Here is a 22,411-nt window from a genome sequence, read left to right on the forward strand (position 1 = left end):
CGGCAAACGCAATCCCTGAAACGGCCCGCCTCCGTCAGCGCCGGAAGGGCATCAAGCCAAAGTGAAGCACCAGCCAGACCGGCACGGCAAACAGCGCAATCGCTATCAGCCGGTCCCAGGTCCAGGGCAGATGTCCCGCCAGCACCGATTGAATCGGAAAAATCATGATGGCGAAATAGTTCGCAAAGCGCGAATGCCCGAGGAACGTCCCGTAACGCGGGAAACGCCGCCGCAGGCCGCACACCAGCGCCATCAACCCCAGCCCGAGCACCAGCACGGTCACCAGCAGATTCACCGGCAGCATGGCCCCCAGTTCCACCCGCGGCACGGCCGCGCCCCGCAGCTTGAGGTGCGGATACAGCCATTGAAAGCCCGCCCAAAGGAAACTGAAGCCGGTTTGCAGCGCGGTTTGGAAATTCGCCCGGTCGGACGTCAGCTCGTTCAACAACAGCCCGAAGTAAAGCGGCACGATGCCCCAGATCAGCGCGCTGTGTTCAAAGGGCGTCCGCACCAGCTCCAGGAAAATGTTACCGTAATGGACCAGAATTTGCACCGGGGCCGGATGCTAGAAGGCTGCCCGGCCGCCGTCCAGCCGGCGGCGGGCGCCGGGTTACTCGTCGGCTTCCACCGAGGCCAGGGTTCGTTGAATGACGGACACCAGTTTTTCGTGTGTGAAGGGCTTGAGCAACGCGGCCGCCATGCCGAGCTTGCGAAACTCGCGTTCGAGGTTGTCATCCAGCCGGCCGCTCATCACCACCAGCTTGACCTCGGGGATCATGTGGCGCAGCGCGCGGGCAAACGTCAGCCCGTCCATGTGTGGCATGTGCGCGTCCGTGATGACCAGCGAGAGTGCCGCCTGGTTCTCGGCCGCGCGGACGAGCGCCTCGGCGCCGTCGGCGGCGGTGATGACCTTGAACCGCAGCCGTTCCAGGATGGCGCAGGTGACGCGCCGCACCGAGGCATCGTCCTCCACCACCAGCACGGTCTCGCCGTGGCCATGGAATTCGACGTCGGCCCTGGTCATTTTCTCCGTGTCGCTCCCGGGACTTTGCGCGGGCAGGAACACGGAAAACGAGGAGCCCTGACCGACCTTGGTGTTCACCTGGATGAAGCCGCCGTGGCTGCGGACGATGCCAATCACCGTCGAAAGCCCGAGGCCCGTGCCCTTGTCCGGACTCTTGGTGGTGAAGAACGGCTCGAACATGTGCTCCAGAACTTCCGGCGGAATGCCTTCGCCCGTGTCGGTCACGCGCCAGACGACGTATCTGCCTGGTTTCGCGCCTTCGCCCGTGACCGAATAGGCTTCGTCCACGGCGACGTTCGCAACCTCCAGGATCAGCGTGCCGCCCTCGGGCATGGCGTCGCGGGCATTGACGCACAGGTTGAGCAACACCTGGTGGAGCTGGGTGGGGTCGCCCAGCACCGTATCGACCTGCCGGCCGACGTTGGTCTGGAGCAGGATGTTTTTCGGGAACGTGCTCTTGATGATTTTTTCCATCTCCTTGAGCAGGTGCCGCGGCTGGAGCAGCAGGCGCCGGCCCTCGACGCCTTTGCCGAAGGTCAGCAACTGACGCACCATGTCCGCCCCGCGCTTGGCGCTGGCTTCCATGGTGTCCAGCATCACCGTGGCATCCGGCCGGGCGTTTTCGCGCAGCAGGGAAAGGCCCATCATGACCGGCGCGAGCGCGTTGTTGAGGTCGTGGGCAATGCCGCTGGCGAGCGCGCCGATGCTCTCCATGCGCTGGGCGCGCAGCATCTGGCGTTCGGCATTCTTGCGTTCGGAAATATCGAGCCCCGTGCCCAACAGGGCCGGCTGCCCGTCCACCGTCACGACCCGCGAGGAAAGCTGGAACAGCAGGCGGCGGCCGCTGCGGGTCTGCAAGGTCAGTTCCGCCTGGGAATGACCCTGCGCGAAGGTTTCGCGAATCTTTTCCTCCGCCTTCCTGCGATCCTCGGGCGCCACGAATTCGAGCGGCGACATGGTCGCGATCTGCTCCGCGGGATATTCCAGCAGGGTTTCGATGACGCGATTCCAGCGGAGGAAACGGCCCTCGGGCGTGAAGCAGAAGAACACGCCGGGCACGCTGTTGATGAGCTCGTCGGAAAACTGCTTGGCCGCCTGAAGCCGCTGCTCCGCCTGGAGCCGGTCGGAAATGTCCCGCACGAACGAGACGATGAACTCCTGATGATCGAATTGGAGCCAGTCGCGTTCGATTTCGGTGGGAATGATCTGGCCGTCCTTGCGGCGCAGGCGGCAGTTGATGACGAGGCGCTGGTTTTCGCGGACGGCGGCGCAGTGGGCCGGCCACGCCTCGCGGGGGACATCCAGATTGAATTCCGAAATGCTCAGGCTCCGCAGCTCCATCTCGGTATAGCCGAGCATGTCTGCGTAAGCCTGGTTCGTCCGGATGACACGGCCATCGGGCGTGGTCCAGACAATGCCGACCAGCGCGTGGTTGACGGAAAAATCGCTCAACCGCAGCAGCCGGTTGGCTTCTTCGAGCTGCGCGGTGCGGAGGCGGACGCGTTCCTCCAGCGTTTCATTGATCTGGGTGCGGGCGATCTCGAGCTGTTTGGGGCCGCTGACGTCTTCGATGGCGAGCAGGATCAAACGCGAGGAATTGCCGGGCCGGAAGACCTTGCGCCCGCTGATTTGCAGGCTGCGGCGGCCAATGACCGGCGAGGAGATTTCCACCTCCAAATGATCGAACGGCGCGTTTTCGGGAATCACGCGTTCCAGCCTTGCCCGCAGTTCGGGCAGGTTCCACAGGCCACCGCCCCACTCGGGCAGCAGGTGTCCTTCCGTCTCAGCCGGCGTCGTGCGAAACATTTCGTAGAAGGCGCGGTTGGCCGAGCGGATGCGAAGGTCGGCCGCCAGAATCACCAGCGGCTCCTGCACGGTTTGCACGATGTTTTCCGCGTAGTCACGTGCCTCCTGCAAGGCCTGTTCCGCCTGTTTGCGGGCCGTGATGTCGAGGTTGATCGTCGTCACGGACCAGTGCCCGGGCGTCAGCGGCTGGAGCAACGCCGTCTGGAAAAACCAGTGCAGCCGCCCGTGCCGGTCCCACGCTCGCAACTCCTGCTGCCAGGTGGTCGCGCCGGTCACAAAGGCCTTTGCCGCCACAAGATTCATGGGGTGCCAGTCGTCCCGGTGCTTGGCGCGGGCCCAGCCGTTGGCGTAATGCTCGCCGGGCTGCAGCTCCAATGGCAGCACCTCCTGCGCGGACGCTTCGTCCTCGTAATGCGCGTCCCAGTGATACCGTTCCGCCCCCCACTCGGGCGGATGCTCATTCCAGCCTTCCGGCGCGGTCACCGTGGCGCGCATGATGATGGCGCGGGCGGCGCGCAGCAGGCTGCGCCGGGATTGCTCGGCCCGCTTGCGTGCAGTGATGTCGAGCACCGTGGACCGGCTGGCTACAAACCGCCCCTGCGCGTCGCGAATGGCCGTGGCGTTGATCAACGCGGAAAACGCCGTGCCGTCCTTGCGGACCATTTCCACTTCGATGTCCTTCACCCAGCCGCGCTCGCGCAGCCGGGGGAACTCGTCGGTGAACACGTGCCGGTCCGGCGGCACAATCAGGTCCGTCAGCCGCAGCTTCCCGACGACCTCGTCCCGCGTGAAGCCGAGCCACTGCAGTTCGGTGTCGTTCATGGCCACGATTACGCCTTCGGCATTGAGCGAGTGATAACCGCAGGGCGCGTGATGATACAGGTCGGCAATCTCCGCCGCCGACCGTTGCAGGGCGAGTTCCGCCTGGCGTTCTTCGCGGACGTCGCGAAAGACCAGCACCACCCCGACCACTTCGCCCCGCGCATCGCGAATCGGCGCGGCGCTGTCGGCAATCGGGCATTCCGTGCCGTCGCGCGCCACGAGCGTGGTGTGATTGGCCAGGCCGATGATGAATCCCGAGGCCAGCACTTTCTCCACCGGGATGGCCGCCGGCTGGCGCGTGGTTTCGTTGATGATGTGAAACACCTCCGCCACGGGCCGGCCCAGTGCCTCGGCCTCGCGCCAGCCGGTCAGCTGCTCGGCCACCGGGTTGAGGCGGGTGACACGGCCCTGAACATCCGTCGCCAGCACGGCATCGCCGATGGAACGCAGCGTCACGGTGAGATTCTCCTCGCTGCGGCGCAGCCGCTCCTCGGCGGCGCGCAGTTCCGTCACATCCCGCGCCACGGCATAAATTTTGCCGTTCACAATCGGGGTCGCGCGCCACGAGAACAGGCGGTAGGAACCATCCTTGCAGCGGTAACGGTTGTCGAAGCGCACGACGGCCTCGCCCGCGGCCTGGCGTTCGTATTCGCGCTGCGTTGCGGCGCAATCGTCCGGATGCACGAATTCGATGAACGGCCGGGACAGCAGTTCCTCCGCGGACCAGCCCAGAATCCGCGAGAAGGCCGGATTGACCCGCTGAAACCGGCCGTCCACGCCGGCCACGCACAACGGGTCCAGCGATTGTTCGAAGAACTGGTTCCGTTCGTTTTCCGCGGCCTGCCGTTGCCGCAGATGATGCCGGGCCAGCCACCAGCCGCCGAGCAAGACGAGGACGACCAAGGTGGACAGCACCGCCATGGTCACCAGCAGACGTTGCGTGCCCGCCTGCGCCGCCGACTGCGAAACGGCCAGGTGCCCGACCTCCGCCTGATGCAGCGTGTCGATGAGGCCGCGCGCCGAGTCCATCATCACCTTGCCCTGGCCGGTGAGAATCATCTGGCTGGCGGTGGGCGCACCCTGCGCCCGGCGGGCTTCGACGACGGCCGCCCGGTAGCGGATCAGATTGGTGACCGCGTCGTTCAACTGCGCCAGCCGCCGTGACTGTTCCGCATCCGCCGCCCAAAGACGCTGCAAGCCGGCAATCTGCGCGGGCAGGTTGGTCCGGGCGGTTTGAAAGGGCTGGAGGTAGGCCTCGTCGCCGCTGAGGACATAGCCGCGCTGGCCGGTTTCCAGATCGATCAGGGAATTCAGGGCTGCTTGCAGTCCGGCCTGCACGCGCAGCGCGTGGTTGGCGGCGGCGCGCGCCGCGTGGCTGGCGGTCAGGTTGAACCAGGCCGCCACCACCACCAGCGCCGCCAGACCGAAGGCCACAAAAAACAACACGGCGAGTCTGCGTTCAAGTTTCATGGCATGCCTTGACTGTCCCGAGCAACGGCGGGCTTGTGTTGCCGCCCATGAAACCCGGCCGCGCGCCCGATGGCCAGCCTTTTGCCGGGCTCCCCGCCGCTGCCCGGCGGGGACGTGGCTCATTCGACTGCGTGGAAGGAAACCAGTTGCAGGTCGCGCGGGCTGTTGCGCACGATCACGCCGACGAAGCGGCGGGTGTAGTTGCCGACCGAGGCGCTGACGTGCACCTCGAACGTCCGGCTGCGCACATCACAAAAGCGCGAGATTTGCTGCACCGCCTGGGGATTGGGCACGGCATTGATCAATTCCCCCACGTTGCGAAACGGCACGTCATCATCCGTCCCGTCGGCGCCGTCCATGCCCGCGCGCTGACGGATGATGTCATTGGCAGCCTGTTCATCGACGCCGGGAATGAGCTGCAACACGGCGGCCGAGGCGGTGTTCACGTTGATGCGTCCGCTCGAAAGCGGAGCGAACAAATCCACGAAGCCCACCGGATAGACCGGCGTGTCCGCCTGAAACCCCAACCGTGAATTGGCGCCCTGGCGGGCATGCATCGGCACGTAGTTGGTCGAGCTGGGCCCCCAATACAAATCGGGGGTGATCCCCTTCACCAGCAGCAACTCGGACAAGTCGTCGATGGGACCGTTCTTCGCGAAATACGGCGGCTCCCCGCCCTGGTAATAATCCGACTCCGCGCCCTGAATGCGTTCGCTGTCGTCCGGGTCGGTCCAATCCAAAATGGAGTTCACGATGGCCGGATACTCGCCGGCATCAACGCCCATTTCGATCAGCGCCTGCTGGAGCATGACATCATTCGCCGCGTTGATGTTGGCCTTCCGTTCAAGGTCGATGATTTTGTCCACCGTCACCTGGCCGTTCCCGAGCGGGATGTTTTTCATCGAGAACGACGCGAGCGGCGAGTTGGAAATGGCCAGGCCGCCGGGACCGCCCGCCCATGTCTGGTTCAAGGAATCGTAGGGCTCGGCATTGATGCCCAGTTGGAGGCCCAGCACATATTTGGCGACTTCCATGCCGGAACGGCCCATCCATTCCATCTCCTCGTCGTTGTTGGTGTTCATCGCGAGCCGGCCCTCCACCTTCATCGAGTAGGCGAAGATGCCAGCCAGAATGGACAACGAAATCACCGCGATCATGACGATGATCAACGCAATGCCGCGCGGGCGCTGGGAAACGGCGACCTTCATCGGGGCACTTGCAGGTTGGGGGCCCCGCCCGGCGGCACATTGTTGCCCGGCGGCGGACCGCCCGGCACCTGGCCCGGCGCACGCGCCTGCCAGCCGGGTTGCACGGCCACCGCTGCCGGCGCGACGATGCGCGTGTATTCCTGGCCGCGGTCAAAGGGCTGGTTCGGATTCTCCGTGGTAAGGGTCACGCGGATGAGCTTGGGCATCTGATTGGTCTGCGTCCATTCATCGGTCCAGTCGTCCTTCTGCACGTCCCAAAATTCCATTTCCATGCGCTTGATGTTACGCATCAGAATCAGCGGGTGCTCCTGCTCATCCTGGTCGAAATCCATCAGCAAGGGCGCCTGACGCAGGGCCAGCACGCGGTCGCCGCCCGGGTCAGACTCAATCGTATAAGCCAGCCGGCGCACGGGATAATCCCCAAACCGCCCGCTGCGGGGAAAATCGCTGGGCAGCCGCGAAACGAACGAGAGCGAGGCATCCGAGCCGTTTTCCGCCACAAACCCGTAATAGCGGGCATTGGCGACATACATTTCCGTGTAGGTGAGCGATTCCTCCAGGCAGCGCAGCGCCACGCGCGTGCGCTGCACCTGCGCCGCCGCCTTGCGCCCCACTTCGGTCGCGCGCATGATGGCGGTCCACGTTGCGTAGATGGCCGCAATGACGCCGCTCAGGATGACAATCGCGAGCATGATCTCCACGAGCGTGAACGCCCGGCGCTGCGACCGGCGGAATCTCATTGCTGCACCCCCAGCCGTCGGGTCTGCGAATTGGGACTGTAAATCAGCAGGCTCATCCGGGAATCCGGCGCGCCGCGATTGCCGCGGCGAAAGACCTGAAAGTCCACCTCCCACAGGCCGTTCGTGCCCGCTTCGTAGGTGTCGCGCGTCCACGAGTAGTCGCGGTAAAGATTGCCGAAATCGCCCGACTCCGTGCCCTCCTCCAGCCGGTTGGTGAGCGACAGTTGCGCCGCAAGCATCCCGGCGTTGGGCCGGGTCACCTGCAGGGCCCGCGCAGTGCGCAGGCCGGAGGACACCACCGCCAGAATCGAAAACGAAACCATGAAGAAAATGCCGACGGCAATCATCACCTCGAGCAGGCTGAAGCCGTGCCCGGACAGCCGCCCCGCCCGCGACAATCCCGGTGGTTGAACGTGCAGCGTCATTGCACATCCCCCACGGTGGCCAGGCCGGTGATGGGATCGAGGGAAATTTTCCGCCAGTCGTTGCGGGACGAGTGCAGCACAATCGTGCATTCGTCACTGGTCCCGTTGGCAAAGAAGCGCACCCGGGCCACGTCCTGTTGCCGGTATTCACTCAGGTTGACATCCAGCATTTCAATGCCGATGGAGTCGTCAATGCGCCCCGCCGTCGCCGAGCCGGGCTGGGCCGGACTGCCGGCGCCTTCCACCGAAAACGTGCCCTGCAACGGCTGGAACGTCACGTTCACCGTCTTGCTTTGCAAAATGGCCTGGGCCCGCGCCGTGCTGAACACATCGATCAATCCACGAATGGCGGCCCGCATCGGCTCGCGCGAGAAAGAACGGTAGAAGCTGGGGATGCCGATGCCGACCACCAATGCAAGGATTGCCACCACCAGCATGATTTCAATCAGCGTAAAGGCCCGCCGGAGAACTACCCCACGCCCGCGCCCGGGAAACGTCTTCATGGCCCCGCGCCTCCGCCGGCGCCGCCACTGCCGATCGCGGAAATCAGGTTGAACATCGGCATGAGAATGCTGATCAGCAGGAAGCCGACGCCCAGCGACATGATGATGATCAACAGCGGCTCGATGAGATTGGTCATGGCGCGCAGGCCGATTTGCAGTTCGCCTTCGTAGGTGTCCGCCAAACTGGCCAGGGCGCCCGGCACATCGCCCGTTTCCTCGCCAATGCGCACCAGATCCACCATGAGCTGCGGAAAGATGCGGCTCTGGGCCAGCGGCTGGGCCAGCGTTTTGCCGTCGGTCACCTGCTGCCGCGTTTTGGCAATCGCCTCCTTCAGCAGGCGGTTGGGGATCACCTGCTCGGTGATTTTCAAGGCCGTCAAAACCGGCACGCCGTTTTGCAGCAAGGTGGACAGCGTGCGCGCGAACTGGCCGAACAAATTCAGGCAAACAACCTTGCCCACGATCGGCGCCCGCATCTTCCACTGGTCCATCTTCAACTTGCCCTCCTCGGTGGCCTTGAACCGGAAGAACAGCACGATGAGCGCCAGCACGGTCGGAATGAACACGGCCCAGAACAGGCCGCTGGTCACGAGCGTGCTGAATTTCATCAGCATGCGCGTGGGCAGCGGCAGCACCATGTTGAACCCGGTGAACATGCCCATGAACCGCGGCAGCATGAAGAAAACGAAGAACGCCACAATCGCCACGCCGACGCAGCAGACGATTGCCGGATAAATCAACGCCGAGGTGAACTTGGACTGCACCTCCGCGAACTGCTGGAAGTGCGACGCCATGCGCCGGAGCACCTGTTCGAGCGAGCCGCTCGATTCGCCCGCGCGGACCATGTTGATGTAGAGATCCGAAAAAATCACCGGCTGCTTGGCCATCGCGTCCGACAGCCCGCGGCCTTCCATGACCTCCTGGCGCAGCTCGCGGCTGACGTCGGCGGGAATGCCCTTTGTCTCCAGATGCGTCATGCTGTTCAGGGCGAGCGTCAACGGCATGCCGGACTTGAGCAGGTTGGCGAGCTGCGTGGTGAAGGTGGCCAGCTCCTGCAGCTTGGGCCTGCGCTGCCGGTTGAACGCCGCGCGCAACGTCGGCGGCAGCATCGCCTTGAAGGACCGCGCCTCGCCGCCGCGGCGTTCCACCACAGCCGCGCCCTTGGCGGCATCCACCTTCACCGGGAACAACCCCAGACGCTCGATCTGGAGCAAAGCCGCCGGGCGGTCGGTCACTTCCAACACGCCTTCCACCAATTCACCGGTGCGCCTGCGCGCCTTGTAACTGAACTGCGGCATAAACTTAGTCTGTCAAAACCGTCTCCCGCCGAAAGTTGCGCCTCTCAAGCCGTGGCTGCCCGGATCGTGGGCAGCCGCTGTCCCAGCAACTGCTCGTTGGCGCTGCCCCGCCGATAGCCCTGCAAATCCAGCGTGACGTGGGCATAACCGGCCTGCTTCAGCGCCTGCGTCACCTGCGCCGCAACGCCATTCAGCAAAAAACGCTCCAATTCGCCCGCTCCCACCTCGATCCGCGCCAGGTGTCCCAGCTTCAATTCGTGGTGCCGCACGCGCACGTCGTAGAATTTCAAGTCGCGCAACACGTTCTCGGCAGCCTCGATCATGCGGAGCTTTTCGGGGGTAACCGGTTCACCGTAGGGAATGCGCGAACTCAAGCACGCCATCTGGGGTTTGTCGGCCGTCGGCAGCCCGAGCTCAGCCGACAGCGCGCGAATGTCGGCCTTGGTCAGGCCTGCTTCCTTCAACGGCGCGCGCACTTGAAATTCCGCCGCGGCCTGCGCGCCAGGACGGAAGTCCCCCACGTCGCTGGCGTTTTCGCCGTAGGCAATCACGGCAAAGCCCTCCGCCCGCGCCAGCGGTGCCAGCTCGGTGAACAACTCGTGCTTGCAGAAGTAACAACGGTTGTTGGGATTGGCGAGGTAGGCGGGATTGTCGAATTCGCGGGTCCGGACGACCCGCACAGGAAAGCCGTGCGCGCGCGCGATGTTCAACGCGTCCTCCAGTTCACGGCGCGGCAGACTCGGCGAATCGGCGATGGCCGCCAGCGCGCGTTCGCCCAGAACGTCCCACGCCACCCGCGCCAGAAAAACGGAATCCACGCCGCCCGAATAGGCGACGAGGCACGAACCATAACCGCGCAGCAAAGTGCGCAACTGCTCTAACTTTTCAACAGACACGCCCGCAAACTGCCACTACGGCGCCTCGTTGTCGAGACGGCTCCGGACGCCGAAAGCATAGATTGACTCGTTGGCAAAATGGATCTGGGCCATGAATTGACCGGGACGGGGCCGGCCTTTCGCGTCCCGGCTCTGGCTGACGGTCAAATACGCGTGGCTTAACCAGTGCCGCGTTGCCGGCGAGAGGGGTGCCGCAGCATCCAAATCAGCGACAGTCAAGCGCCGGGCTTTTTCGGCCTTCTCCGCCAAAGGCATTCGCGCCAAGGCCGCATACGTTTCCTCCATCAAGAAAGAACGATACTGATACGACGTCGCGAAAAGGCTGCCCCAGACAAAAAAGCCACTGAGAAAAGTCGCCAACGCCAGCGGCAGCCAGCGACGTAGAACAAACCGAATGCCCTCGCCGGGTTCAGCACGGAACAAACCGCGACTTTGCAGGAGGGCCACCACCAAGGCTGGTGTAGCCAACCAGAAAGGCATCAGATCCCGGGCCCATTGCCATGTTAGCTCTTGTAGTGTTCGGGGGTTTAGTTCCAGCGCCGCAATCCAGTGCGTTGCCAGGGCACCTAGAGTCGCATTGCACTTGCTCGCGGCCCAACCACCCAAACCGCCGACCGCCACCAACCCCGCCATCACTGGAATCACCCACAAGGCAGCCCGCACTGTTCCCTTAACCGTGCAGGCACACCAGAAGGACGGTAAGCTGACCATGCAGGTCAGAAAAATGGTGGCAAAAGTAACGGGCCAGTTTATGGGCTGGATACCCCACTTGAAATCGGGTCCCAAAGGCAAACCCGTCAATGATTGGCTCGCCAACAACAGAACCGCCGGCAAAACCACAGCGCAAAGGACGCCCCCCACCAACGCCACCAAAAGCTTGGTCAGCCATTGTTGGCGAGCGGATACCGGCAGAGTCAGGTGCCACGCATGGGTGCCCGAACTACGTTCCTCTCCCAACGAAAGGCAGCCGGCCAGCACGGCCGTCAGCGGAATGTAGAAAGCCAGCATCAACATGGGGAGGAGTTGCAGCTTAAGCCTCCACTCACTGGTTTTGGGTAACAGCGCCAGCGTTCCAACCACACACACCCAGCAGACTACGAAAATGAAAGTGATCAGCCACAGCGGCCGGAGCAGCCGGAGTTCTTTTCGCAGCAGATTCAAGCTGGCCCCGGTTGCACGACAGCGCAGGAGTTCGGCCCAGGAGCGTGGCAACAGGCGCGGACCCGCCATCAACAAGTCCTCTCCGGCCGCCGCACCCGTTGCCTGAAAATGAATCAACTGGTGCCAGCCCAGCCACAGCATCAGCCCTGAGTAACCGAGACAAATCAGGATGCCCAGCAGTTCGGCAAAGTGCAAAGCGCGGGCGGATGGTTCCGGCCCGAACACTCTAATTCCTGTGTTAATGATTAATGCCCCCAAGATGAACTGAACGGCCTGCCCCAAAGCCAGACCGCCCATGGTGGAACGCGCCAACAAGGTCCAAAATGTGGCCGAGGCCACGGTCACAAGGAGCCAGGCGCCCACAATGCCAAGCGCATCGGCGTTGAGATCATTCCGGTCATACCAGCCAAACCAAAAAACCGGAACGAGGATGGCCAAACCCACCAGCAGCACGACTTGTTTTTCAATCCAGAGACGCAGCCGACCAACAGGCTGTCCCAGGAGCAACGACAAGGTGCGCTGTTGAAATTCTCCTCCCAGCGAAAGCGCCGCGAGAAAAGGAACGCCCGCAAACCAGCCCAGGGTGCCGATGATGCCCAGCAAATCGCGCGGCCAGCCAAGCAGGTCGCGAAAGAGCGGCAGCACGCCGGCCGCCGCCACGACACACCACGGCCCGGCCAGCATCCGCACTTCCTTGAGCGTGCGTTGATTCATGGTGCCTCCTATTTTTTGAGAGTTGCCACAAACACTTCCTCAAGCGTCAGGGCTTCCGTCGTCAACATCTCGGGCTGCTCCCGGCGCAACCGCTCCAGCAGTTCCGGCCCGCCACCATTGGCGATCAACTCCAACTCCCGCCCGTGGCAGCGCACCTGCAATGCGGCTTGCAAGTCCAGCTTCGGTGGCGTCCCGGCAAAACGCGCGCGGATTTTTTGATAACGCGACCGGGCCTGGTCCGCCTCCAACGTCAGCACCGCCCGCCCGTGGTCCATGATGGTAAATTCGTCGATCAGCCCCTCGAACTCGGCGATGAGATGGGTGGAAACCAAAATGGTGCGGGTCCCCGGATTGCCCTCCTGATAGGCGCCGATCACGGTCTCGATGAACTCGCGCCGCACAATCGGATCGAGACCCGACGTTGGCTCGTCGAGCACAAGCAAATCGGTTTCCGGGCAGATGGCCGCGATCAGCGCCACCTGCGTGCGCTGGCCCTTGGACAAACCGCCCGTGCGCTGGGCCGGATCCAGCCGGAATCGCTCCAACAATTCCTCTTCGGTCTTCCGGTTCCAGTTGTCGCGGAAGGACGCAAGGTAATCCAGCGTCTCGCGTATGGTCATCCACGGATAAAATGCCACCTGATCCGGCACGTAGGCGAGCCGTCGCTTGACTTCAACTTCCTGCCGCGCCGGATCCCGGCCAAACACCCGCACGCTGCCCCGCTGTGGCCGCAGGAGATTGAGCAGACATTTCATCGTGGTGGTCTTGCCGGCACCATTGCGGCCAAACAGGCCATAACACCGCCCGGGCCGCACCGTCAGGTTGAAATCATGCACCGCTTCGGCCCGGCCGTAGGCGTAGCCGAGATGGTCAATCTGAATCGCTGGTTGTGAAGCATTCATGGCAACTTAATGAGTTTCGGATTCCCCGTGCGCCCGGCGCTTTTCCTCAAGCCGATCAAACCGCTCGTTCACCAGTTCAAGAAATTCGGACCGCGGCACCTGCAGGTGATGGGCCTGCACCACGGCCTGGTCGATTTCCTGCGTGAGCAGTTTGCGCCGCACGTCCTTCCGCAACGGCGAATGGTTTTCCCGCAGAAAACAGCCCTTGCCTGGCAGCGTCTCAATCACCCCCAGGCTCTCCAGTTCCGCATACGCCCGCGCAATGGTGTTGCGGTTCACACGCAGTTCCTCGGCCAGCGGCCGGATGGACGGCAGCGCCTCGCCGGCCTGCAACGCGCCCGAAGCCGCCGCCGCCTTCACCTGGTCCACCACCTGCAGATAGACCGGCTTGCCCGACTTGAAATTGATTTGAAACACCATGTGCGCTTCGGTTTTCTGTCCTAGGACACTAGGACAGTTGTGCCATGCTGTCAAGCAGTCTTTATCCAGCGGAGAAAACATTCCGGAGCGCCACGGCAAACAGGACGCGGGGAAGGTTCGGCCGCAGGCGTGTCGGCCCGGCGGCCCACAGCGTTGCCCGGTTGCGGCGGGCGCGAGCGCGCGGCCACAAGTTGCTTGACGCAAGAGGCGGTTCTGGTTGGATACCGCGCATGCGAATGAAGATTTTAGTCGGTCTGTTTGCCGCCACCCTGCTCGTCACCGGTTGCGTCAGCACCGTGAGCGGACGCAAGACGGCCGCCGTGCCTTTTGTGAAGGACCGCATTGAAGGTCGTTACCAACGGCCCGTCGCCGAGGTGTTCAACGCGGCCAAGGACGTGGTGCGCGTGAACGGCACGCTCATCAATGAAGTCACCCAGCACAACGAGACGAATGCGCCGGTGTTCGCCGTCGAAGGTCGCGTGCAGGGCCGCAAGGTGTTCATTTCCGTGACCGAACTGGATCCCAAGGTCACCCAGGTCATCACCCAGGTCCGGACGAGCGCCGGCGGCACGGACATTGACCTGGCGGCGGAACTGGACAAGCAGATCGCGCTGAAGCTAGTGCGGTAAGCCGCCTTTCAATCCCAGATCATCTTCGTAAGAGCCAAGCGGAATCGCCTGGCTCTTTTCATTGGCCTTGAACTCCAGCCGCAGCAGTTCGAGGCGGTTTCGCGCCATGTTGGCGGCGCCGGATTCCGGATACAGGTCGATGATGCGCTGAAGTGTGGCTTGCGTAACTGCGAAGGTGCCGCCGTATTTGACCTGCCAGTCCGCCAGCAAATTGAGCCAGCGCACCACCTGCTTTGCCGGCTGGTGCGGATACTGGATCAACTGCTCCATTTGGTCCTGCGCCAGATCGAGTCGTTTGAATTGTTCCGCGTAAAGATGGGCGAGTTGCTCGCGAACTTCCGTGTCGAGCGGGAATTGCTCCAGGTGCCGCACGTATTTTGCCGCCAGATCGGCGGTGCTTTCCTCCGGCGCGGGCTGAACCTGCCCCCACGTGCCGCCCAGTCCGGGGTCGCCCTCGATGTGCCGCACCTTGAAGGTCTGCCGGTCCTGCGCGCCCAACAGCGTGTGGACATCCCCCAAATGCGCCACGCGCTGGGCTGCCCGCAGCGCCCACTCGGAGTCCGGCAGCAGTTCACCAATTTTTTCCAGACAAGCCCGCGCCGCCTCACGGTCCTGTGCATATTTGAGCTGCCAGTCGGCCATGGAATTCAACGCGTAGGCAATTTGCGCCGGCGCCCGCCCCTTGTGGTGAATGAAGCGCCGGATGATGACGTCCGCCGCCGGCAAATCCCGCAAATCCTGCGCCTCGATTTCCGCCAGCAGCAACATGCCTTCGGCGTCCTCCGGAAACTTGAGCAGCTGCTCGCGCACGTCGGCCTTGGCGCCCATGAAATCGCCACGCTTTCGCTTGGCCTGGGCGCTGGAGTAAAACGGCCTTTTCTCCGGCTCCTCATTGCCGCCGTCGTAGAGCGAGGCGAACGGCTTGGCGAAAAACATCGCGATGTTGTAGCGCCACACGATGGCGAGAAACAAACCCACCACGGCCGTTGCCGGAATGCCCACGAAGGCCCCGCCGTAGCCGCCTTGGGCCACGATCGGCATGACGACGCGCAGCAGCACGCCGATGGCAATGACGGTCAGAATCCACTTGAAAATGAGCCGCGGCGGATCCTCGGTCCGCTTCAACGTGCGCCAGAGAAACCAGCCGATGCCGGCAACCAGGGCGAACATCAGCAGGATGCTGATCAGGATGTCGGTATTGCTGCGGACCACGGCTTGCATGGGTTCACTCCCTGTTCGACCGCACAGTCGGCCCCAACTCACGCGAACTCAAGCGAATTGTCCGGCGCGCCGCCGGCCGGACACGAAAAAGCGCCAGCCCCAAACAGGACTGGCGCCGGGAAGAAAAACCGTTCAAGGCTTGCTCGTCACTTTCGACCATTTGAGCCCCTGCAGGGCCGCATACATTTCAAACGCCTTTTCATTCTGAATCAGCACGGCCCGCACCACGGCAGAATCATCGGCCTTGCCCAGGTCCAGCACGCTGTCCGGAATGATGCCGAGCTTCTTGTGGGCGTAAATCAGCGCGTAGGTGGCCTGCGCGACCGCGTAATATGGCAGGTCCTTGTAGGTGCCGTCGGAAGTGTCCTCCACCGCATTGGCCAGGAACTCCAGCTGGTCCACGAGGTGCGGGAATTTGGGCGCGTTGATCTGCGAGAACTCCAGCTTCCAATGCGGGAGCTGGCGCACGACTTTTTCGACCACGGCGGGCGTGACCGTGGTCGCGCCGCGCCTCACGAACTCTGCAATCTCAGGCATGGCCGCAGCGTAGCGAAACACCCGGTCGGCGAAAGCGAAAACTTGGCGGGCGCCGCCGCCCAGATCCGTCGCGCCTCCGCGCGGACCGTCGCAACACTTTCGACGCCGGGTAGTTTGCGCGGCGCGTTAAATTTGGGTGACGATTCCCGTCCCGCGCGCGTTTCTGGGTTGCCACCGACCGGCGCGCGCCCAAACTGCCCGCATGAGTGAAACGCCGCCCGCCTACCGCAAACTGCTCAAGCGCGCCCGCGCCATCGCCCTGCTGACCAGCACCAACGACGTGTTGTCCTGGGACGAGGAAACCTGTCTGCCGCCCAAGGCGCTGGCGCACCGGGCCGAGCAAATGGCCTGGCTCGGCGGCCACGCGCACCGCCTCTTCACGGCCCGCAACGTGGGCGATTGGATCACCGCCTGCGAGCAGCACGGTTTCCCGGCGGACTCGGCTGAAGCCGCCAACGTGCGCGAATGGCGGCGGGCCTACGATCGGAAGACGAAAATTCCCGCCCGGCTCGTGGAAAAATTTCAACGCGTCCGTTCGCATGCGCGGGAAGCCTGGGGCGAGGCGCGCCAGCAATCGAAGTTCAAGCTCTTCAAGCCGCATCTCCAGAAGCTCCTCGATCTGCATTTGCAGTTCGCCGATTTGTGGGGCTACACCGGCTCGCCTTACAACGCGCACCTCGACGAATACGAACCCGGTGCCCGCGCGGAGGAGCTGCGGGAACTGTTTGCCGGCCTGCGCCCCGAAATCGTCGCCCTGCTCGGTCCGGCCGTGGAACGCTCGGCCGCCACGCCCCGTTCGATGTTGCACGGGCACTATCCCATCGCCGCGCAACAGGCCTTCAACCAGGAAGTGGCCGCCGCCATGGGCTTTGACTTCGCGGCCGGCCGGATTGACACCACCACGCATCCCTTTTGCACCGGCCTCGGTCCGAACGACTGCCGGCTCACCACCCGTTATAGCGAAACCGATTTCACCCAGTCGCTCTACGGCATCATGCACGAAGCCGGGCACGGGCTTTACGATCAAGGTCTGCCGAAGGAACACTTCGGCACGCCGCTCGGCAGCGCGGCTTCGCTTGGCATTCATGAATCGCAGTCGCGGCTCTGGGAAAACCACGTCGGCCGCAGCGCCGCGTTCTGGCAGCACTGGCATCCGGCCGCGTGCCGGCACTTCCCAAGCTTGCAGCGGCTGTCGCCGGAGCAAATCACTGCGGCGGTGAATCACGTCGAACCCTCGTTCATCCGCGTGGAAGCGGACCAGGTCACCTACGATCTGCACATCATCCTGCGCTTCGAAATCGAGTTGCAGCTCATCGAACGCCGGCTCGCCGTCGCTGACGTGCCGGCCTACTGGAACGAACAGTTTGAGAAAATGTTCGGTCTGAAAGTCACCCGCGACGCAGATGGCTGCCTGCAGGACATTCATTGGAGCATCGGCACGCTCGGGTATTTCCCCACTTACACGCTCGGCAACTTGAACGCCGCCCAGCTCATGCGCCAGGCCCGCGGAGAGCACCCCACCCTCGATGCGGACCTCGCCCGCGGCGACTATCGCCCGCTGTTGGATTGGCTGCGGAACAAGGTTCACCGCCACGGCCAGCGGCATCGCCCGCAGGAGCTGATGACCCTGGCCACCGGCGAGCCGACCCACCGCGCCGCGCACCTGGCCAGCTTGCGCGAAAAGTTCGCCGCATGACCTCTGCCTCCGGCGCCGGCGGCGGAAAAATTGCCGGTGGCGCACCTGCTGGCCGGGCAGTGCCCGGCGCTTCATCCGCAACGTTTGCGGGTTCCAAGCCCGAACGTTCCCGGGAACTCTCTCCCTGACCCGGTGACTCCTTCATGCCCCCGCTCGGTCCCGGTGAACTCTTCGGCGCCCGGACTGGCCGCAAAAGTGCTAATTTATCGACCCGTTATGGCCACGAAGAACATCCTAGTGGCGATCGCGGACGCGCAGGCGGTCGTTGAAATCGATCAAGCCCTCGGCGAGGAGTGGCTGACGACGCCGGTTGCCAGTGAGGCAGATGCGCTGGCGTTGCTGGACGCCGGTTCGTTTGACGCGCTCCTGGTCGATTTCAATCTGGGCGAGCCCGACGCCAGTGAATTGCTCAATCAATCCCTCGTGAAGTGTCCCAAAATGACACGTTTCATGCTGGCGTATGAGGCAGACCTCGCGTTGATCGCAGCCAAGGTGGAGGGTGACCACGAGATTTTGCCCCAGCCGCTGGAGATGGCCGCGCTGAAAAGCCGGATTGAAAACAGCCTGGCCAGCCCGAAGGCCGGCGCGGTCAAACCGCAAAACCCTTCGGCCGGTTCCACGGAAGATGAAATTTCTCACGTTTACGCGGAAGTGCTCCAGGCCCTGGAATCGTCCACGGTTTCGTGCCGGCAGATCGGCGCCATCATTGGTCACGACGCGGCCCTGACGCAGGAAGTCTTGCGACTGACCCGGTCGGCCTACCTTGGCCTGCCCGGCAACATCACCAACCCGATCGAGGCCGTGGAAGTGCTGGGGTTGGAGACAGTAAAGGCGGTCGTCATGGCCCGCCGGTTTCTCGACGAACACCGCCACCTGAACTCCTGTTACCTGTCGCCCGACAAACTCTGGCAGCACAGCCTCAACGTGGCGCAGATTGCGCGCGACCTCGTGTTGTTCGAAACCAGGAACCGCGCGCTGGCGTCACAGGCACTCGCCGCCGGTTTGCTGCACGACCTCGGCAAAATCGTGCTGGCCACCAACTTTGATGACCTTTACGGCCGCGTTCATTCGCTGGCCCGCAAACAGCCGGTCGCGCTTTGGGATGTGGAAAAGGAAATGTTCGGCGCGAATCACGGCGAAATCGGCGCCTGCCTGCTGGGCATGTGGAACATGTCCGGCGACATCGTCGATGCCGCCGCGTTCCATCACGAACCGCCGCTGGGCGAGCACAATCAACTGACCCCGCTGGCGGCCGTTCACATTGCGAATGTGCTGGAACACCAGCTCCGACCGGACAACGAGTTCCAGGTGCTGCCCGTGGTGAGCACGCCGTTCCTCAACCAGCTCCATCTGTTGCAACGATTGCCCGTCTGGCGCGCCACTTTCGCAAATCAGCGGTCACCCGAAAAACCGGCTCAACCCGCCGACGCACCGGCCTCCCAAACCGGCAATCAGCTTCCCGGTCCGGCCACTGCAACCTGGACCAGCACGGCAGCACCGGAAAACGAACCACAACGAACAGCATCCTCAACGTCTCGCTCCCAAACGCGCGGCCGGGTTTACGCCGGAACGATCGCGGCGGCTCTCCTGCTGGCCGCGGCACTGTTCCGCCTCAAATGGAGTTCCGACGATTCAGTGTCGGTCAACGCCCGAACCCTCGAACATGCGGAGCCCGCCGTGGCCGGCTTCCCCGCTCCATCGCTCGAACCAGCCCTCGCGCCGGCTCCCGAAGTCGCCGCCACGACCGATCTCGCACCAGCGGCGCCCACGCCAACATCAGACCTCGCTTCCAATGCGCTGCCTGAAGTCGTCGCACTCGAACCGGCGGCCGTGGCAGCACCGCCGGTGATTGCCGAAGCGGCCGTGACCAACGCTGCGCCCGACACCACCGCGTCCGCGAGCGTGGCACCCGTGAAGGCCGAAGGACCGACGTTCAAACTCAACGGCATTTTCTACGGGGGCAGCAATCCCTCGGCGATTGTGAACGGCAAGGCCGTGGCGGTCGGTGAATCCGTGAATGGCGCCACCGTCATCCGCATCGGCCAGAGCGAAGTGACCCTGGACCTCCATGGCGAACACCAAATCGTGCGCCTGCCGGTCCGCTGACGAACGCTCGCGCGCCCGCTTCCAACCCATCCATTTGCCGCGGCGCGTTGCCGCGGACCGCAATTCTGCTGGAGCGATGCCCGGGCGCGGCCTAAATTCGACGACGATGAGTTCGTCCGACGAAATCCCCAAGCTGCGCATGGCGCCGCCCGAACCGCCGGAATCGGCGGAGCAGCTCGAACGCCGGGTGGCGCGCGAGAAACTGGCCCTCGAACGCAAAACCGAGTTCGACCTCGAGCAATCGCTGGCGCCGTTCCGCGTGGGATCCGTGGACACGCTGAACGCCGTGCCGCTCACGCGCGGGCTGGAGAGCGAAATCCAATACGCCTGGCCGTCACAGCTCGCCGAACGGCTACGGCGCGACGAACTGGACGCCGCGCTCGTCAGTCTGGCCGAGGTGCTGTTGACGGATCGTTACGACATTCTGGACGGCATTGCGGTCGCCTCGCTGGGCGAGGTGAAGAGCGTGGTGCTGGCGCACCGAAAGCCGCTGGCCGAATTGCGCGAAGTGCATCTCGACCCCGCGTCCATCACCAGCGCCAACCTGGTGAAGGTGCTGCTCGCCGAGCGCGGCCTCAAACCGGAGTTCAAGCCGCTGCCAGCCTACACAGCGGCGCCTGATCTCGACGCCGTGCTGCTGATTGGCGACCGCGCGCTGGATTTTGTCTTCGCGGGGCATCCGCATTCAATCTGGGACCTCGGCACCGCCTGGTATGAACTGACGCACCTGCCGTTTGTTTACGCCGTTTGGGCCCTGCGGCGCGGGGTTGAAAACCGGCCCCTGCGGCGAATCCTGCGCGAAGCGCGTGATTTCGGCCTCGACACACTTGAGACGATCGTGCGGGAACGCACGGAATACACGCTCGAGTTCCGCCAGGATTACCTCGGCTGGCACATCCACTACCACCTCGGCACGGACGAAAAACGCGGCGTGCTCAAATTCATGGAACTGCTCGCCAAGCACGGCCTCGGGCCCGTGCATGCGCCGCGCTACGTCAGTTGACCGCACCACCGCCCCGCAGCACGGCTGGCGGCGGCTTGGATTCATATAGTCCGTTTTATTGACTATCCGATATTTGGACCATACGATTCAGGCCATGGCCAAAACCAACCCCTGGTATGAAGCGATCGCAATGCCGGCGCTCCTCCGGCATGCCCGGACCGTTTACGGCGGCGCCATGCGCCGGGCGCTGGACGAGGCCGGTTACGAGGACATCCCGAAGAACGGCCTTTACGTCATCGGCGGCCTGGCGCCCGGCGCCCACGGCGTGCCGCTGGGCCAGCTGGTGAAGGAGTTGCGGGTCAGCAAACAGGCGGCGGGCCAGTTGGTGGACACGCTCGTGTTGCGGGGCTACCTCGAACGCACCGTGGACCCGGATGACCGGCGCAAGCTGACCGTCACGCTGACCGAACGCGGCCGCGGCGCCGCGGCCGTGCAGACGGCGGCCCGCAAACGGATTGATGCGGCCTGGCTCGCGCGGGCGGGGCGCAACAACGTCCTTTGCACGCGCCGGACCCTCGCGGCGCTCATTGATCTGGCCCACGAACAGGCGGACCGTCAGCCTGACGAACCTTGACCGGCACGGCTCCCCTGCCCTTCGTAACGCGCCACGCCACAATCCGGGCTTGTGCCCGCAGGCCCGTTGCGTCAAACCACCCGCATGACGATTCGTTGCTTTATCGTCGCTGCAACTTTGACCGCCATGAGTTTTTTCTCCGGATGCTCCACCGTGCCATCGTCGTCGTCGCGTGCGTTCGACCGCTATGAACTGGGCTACGACACGCCCGTGGATCCGGCTTTGCAGGCCGGCCTGGAAGCCCTGGATGACCGCCTGCGCGCCCGGTTCGGCATGACAGCCGATCAGACCGCGGCCGGCGTGCTGGATTTGAACACGCTGCGGCTGGCGCTGCTTCGGCCCGATCATGAAGACTACGCCGCCAGCGTGCCGAAAATCGGCATTTTGCTGGCCTACTTTCAACTGCATCCCGCGGCGGCCACGAATCTCGATGCGCCGACGCGCCATGAACTGGGCGAGATGATCAAGCAATCCAGCAACGAAATGGCCGCCAAGTATTCCCGCCTGCTGGGGTTGAAGCGGATTCAGGCTGTGCTGGACTCGTATCAATTCTACGACGCGCAGCACGGTGGCGGCATCTGGGTGGGCAAGCATTACGGTTCCGACGACGAACGCTATCCGGATCCGGTCGGCGGCAATTCCCACGCGGCGACCGTGCGCCAGTTGTTGCGCTATTACCTGCTGCTGGAACAGGACCGGTTGGTGTCCCCGGCCGCGTCGCAAACCATGCGCGAGATTTTTGCCTCACCCGACATCCCGCACCGGGACGACAAGTTCGTAAAAGGGCTGGCCGGCCGCGACGTGCAGGTGCGTCGCAAAGCCGGCTGGTGGGAAGATTGGTTTCACGACACTGCCGTGGTCACAGGCGACGGACGGCATTACCTCATCGTCGCCCTGACGCATCATCCGCGCGGCGACGACTATCTGGTTGAATTCGCCAGGGGCGTTGATGATTTGCTGGCTGGCCCGGTCAAATAACCTCGCAATGCTCCAAGACAACCTTTCCGCGAATCGGCTCGAACCGCTCGCGTCAAAGTAGCGCCGAGGGAACGCCGGTGGGTGAGCCATTGAAGCATCCCGATATCACGATGGGAGATTCAACCTCCCCCTAAAGTATAAGTGGACGCCCACTTCGCGCGTGTGCTAATCCTCCGGCACATTCAATGAACGACTGCCTGAATCCATCCACCAGCTGCGGACCGCGCCCCTGCGTCGCATTCACTGCGACACATAATGGCCGGGCGTCCAAACGCCCC

The 22,411-nt window shown here is 63.6% G+C and carries 19 protein-coding genes; 6 read left to right on the forward strand and 13 right to left on the reverse strand.

Going from position 1 to position 22,411, the window contains the following annotated elements:
- Positions 1-34 precede the first annotated feature (34 nt).
- The 11 genes from VFV96_09180 to VFV96_09230 form a co-directional block, all read right to left on the reverse strand.
- Positions 35-553, reverse strand: a complete 519-nt coding sequence (locus VFV96_09180) for a hypothetical protein (protein ID HEU5070569.1) — start codon at positions 551-553, stop codon at positions 35-37.
- 57 nt (positions 554-610) lie between these two features.
- Positions 611-5,122 (reverse strand): PAS domain S-box protein, encoded by a 4,512-nt coding sequence (locus VFV96_09185; protein HEU5070570.1) that lies wholly within the window; start codon positions 5,120-5,122, stop codon positions 611-613.
- Positions 5,123-5,241: 119 nt separating this feature from the next.
- The gene (locus VFV96_09190; GenBank protein HEU5070571.1) at positions 5,242-6,330 is read right to left on the reverse strand and encodes a general secretion pathway protein GspK; all 1,089 of its coding nucleotides are present in this window, start codon (positions 6,328-6,330) and stop codon (positions 5,242-5,244) included.
- Positions 6,327-7,070: a type II secretion system protein GspJ gene (locus VFV96_09195; GenBank protein HEU5070572.1), complete on the reverse strand. Its 744-nt coding sequence runs from the start codon at positions 7,068-7,070 to the stop codon at positions 6,327-6,329. The genes VFV96_09190 and VFV96_09195 overlap by 4 nt, the downstream gene beginning before the upstream one ends.
- Positions 7,067-7,495 carry a prepilin-type N-terminal cleavage/methylation domain-containing protein gene (locus tag VFV96_09200; GenBank protein HEU5070573.1) on the reverse strand — a complete coding sequence of 143 codons (429 nt, stop codon included), beginning with the start codon at positions 7,493-7,495 and terminating at the stop codon, positions 7,067-7,069. The genes VFV96_09195 and VFV96_09200 overlap by 4 nt, the downstream gene beginning before the upstream one ends.
- Entirely contained in the window at positions 7,492-7,998 is a 507-nt protein-coding gene (locus VFV96_09205; protein HEU5070574.1) for a prepilin-type N-terminal cleavage/methylation domain-containing protein, read from the reverse strand. Before VFV96_09205 ends, VFV96_09200 begins: the two co-directional genes overlap by 4 nt.
- On the reverse strand, positions 7,995-9,296 hold the full coding sequence (locus tag VFV96_09210) for a type II secretion system F family protein (GenBank protein HEU5070575.1): 1,302 nt from the start codon (positions 9,294-9,296) through the stop codon (positions 7,995-7,997). The genes VFV96_09205 and VFV96_09210 overlap by 4 nt, the downstream gene beginning before the upstream one ends.
- Positions 9,297-9,340: 44 nt before the next feature.
- Positions 9,341-10,192 (reverse strand): ATP-dependent sacrificial sulfur transferase LarE, encoded by an 852-nt coding sequence (larE, locus tag VFV96_09215; GenBank protein ID HEU5070576.1) that lies wholly within the window; start codon positions 10,190-10,192, stop codon positions 9,341-9,343.
- Between the two features lie 15 nt (positions 10,193-10,207).
- Positions 10,208-12,043: an ABC transporter permease gene (locus tag VFV96_09220; GenBank protein ID HEU5070577.1), complete on the reverse strand. Its 1,836-nt coding sequence runs from the start codon at positions 12,041-12,043 to the stop codon at positions 10,208-10,210.
- Positions 12,044-12,075: 32 nt separating this feature from the next.
- Positions 12,076-12,969 (reverse strand): ABC transporter ATP-binding protein, encoded by an 894-nt coding sequence (locus VFV96_09225; GenBank protein HEU5070578.1) that lies wholly within the window; start codon positions 12,967-12,969, stop codon positions 12,076-12,078.
- A gap of 6 nt (positions 12,970-12,975) precedes the next feature.
- The gene (locus tag VFV96_09230) at positions 12,976-13,389 is read right to left on the reverse strand and encodes a GntR family transcriptional regulator (protein HEU5070579.1); all 414 of its coding nucleotides are present in this window, start codon (positions 13,387-13,389) and stop codon (positions 12,976-12,978) included.
- 236 nt (positions 13,390-13,625) lie between these two features.
- Between VFV96_09230 and VFV96_09235 the strand changes: the two genes are divergently transcribed.
- Positions 13,626-14,018 (forward strand): DUF3568 family protein, encoded by a 393-nt coding sequence (locus VFV96_09235; GenBank protein HEU5070580.1) that lies wholly within the window; start codon positions 13,626-13,628, stop codon positions 14,016-14,018.
- Here the strand turns inward: VFV96_09235 and VFV96_09240 are convergent.
- Together VFV96_09240 and VFV96_09245 are read right to left on the reverse strand one after the other, a co-directional pair.
- Positions 14,007-15,239, reverse strand: coding sequence for a hypothetical protein (locus tag VFV96_09240; GenBank protein ID HEU5070581.1), 1,233 nt, complete (start codon positions 15,237-15,239; stop codon positions 14,007-14,009). The two genes, VFV96_09235 and VFV96_09240, sit on opposite strands and share 12 nt — an antisense overlap.
- Positions 15,240-15,371: 132 nt before the next feature.
- Entirely contained in the window at positions 15,372-15,776 is a 405-nt protein-coding gene (locus VFV96_09245) for a hypothetical protein (GenBank protein ID HEU5070582.1), read from the reverse strand.
- 202 nt (positions 15,777-15,978) lie between these two features.
- Here VFV96_09245 and VFV96_09250 point away from each other — a divergent pair, with 202 nt between their 5' ends.
- The 5 genes from VFV96_09250 to VFV96_09270 all read left to right on the forward strand — a co-directional run bounded on the left by VFV96_09250 (position 15,979) and on the right by VFV96_09270 (position 22,133).
- Positions 15,979-17,472, forward strand: coding sequence for a carboxypeptidase M32 (locus tag VFV96_09250; GenBank protein ID HEU5070583.1), 1,494 nt, complete (start codon positions 15,979-15,981; stop codon positions 17,470-17,472).
- A gap of 216 nt (positions 17,473-17,688) precedes the next feature.
- Positions 17,689-19,578 (forward strand): HDOD domain-containing protein, encoded by a 1,890-nt coding sequence (locus tag VFV96_09255; GenBank protein ID HEU5070584.1) that lies wholly within the window; start codon positions 17,689-17,691, stop codon positions 19,576-19,578.
- A 106-nt stretch (positions 19,579-19,684) separates the two neighbouring features.
- Positions 19,685-20,581: a menaquinone biosynthesis protein gene (locus tag VFV96_09260; protein HEU5070585.1), complete on the forward strand. Its 897-nt coding sequence runs from the start codon at positions 19,685-19,687 to the stop codon at positions 20,579-20,581.
- A gap of 94 nt (positions 20,582-20,675) precedes the next feature.
- Entirely contained in the window at positions 20,676-21,155 is a 480-nt protein-coding gene (locus VFV96_09265; protein ID HEU5070586.1) for a MarR family transcriptional regulator, read from the forward strand.
- Between the two features lie 126 nt (positions 21,156-21,281).
- Positions 21,282-22,133 (forward strand): serine hydrolase, encoded by an 852-nt coding sequence (locus VFV96_09270; protein ID HEU5070587.1) that lies wholly within the window; start codon positions 21,282-21,284, stop codon positions 22,131-22,133.
- Positions 22,134-22,411: the final 278 nt, after the last annotated feature.

This window comes from Verrucomicrobiia bacterium, assembly GCA_035765895.1.
In the GTDB taxonomy this organism is placed as follows: Bacteria; Verrucomicrobiota; Verrucomicrobiia; order Limisphaerales; family DSYF01; genus DSYF01.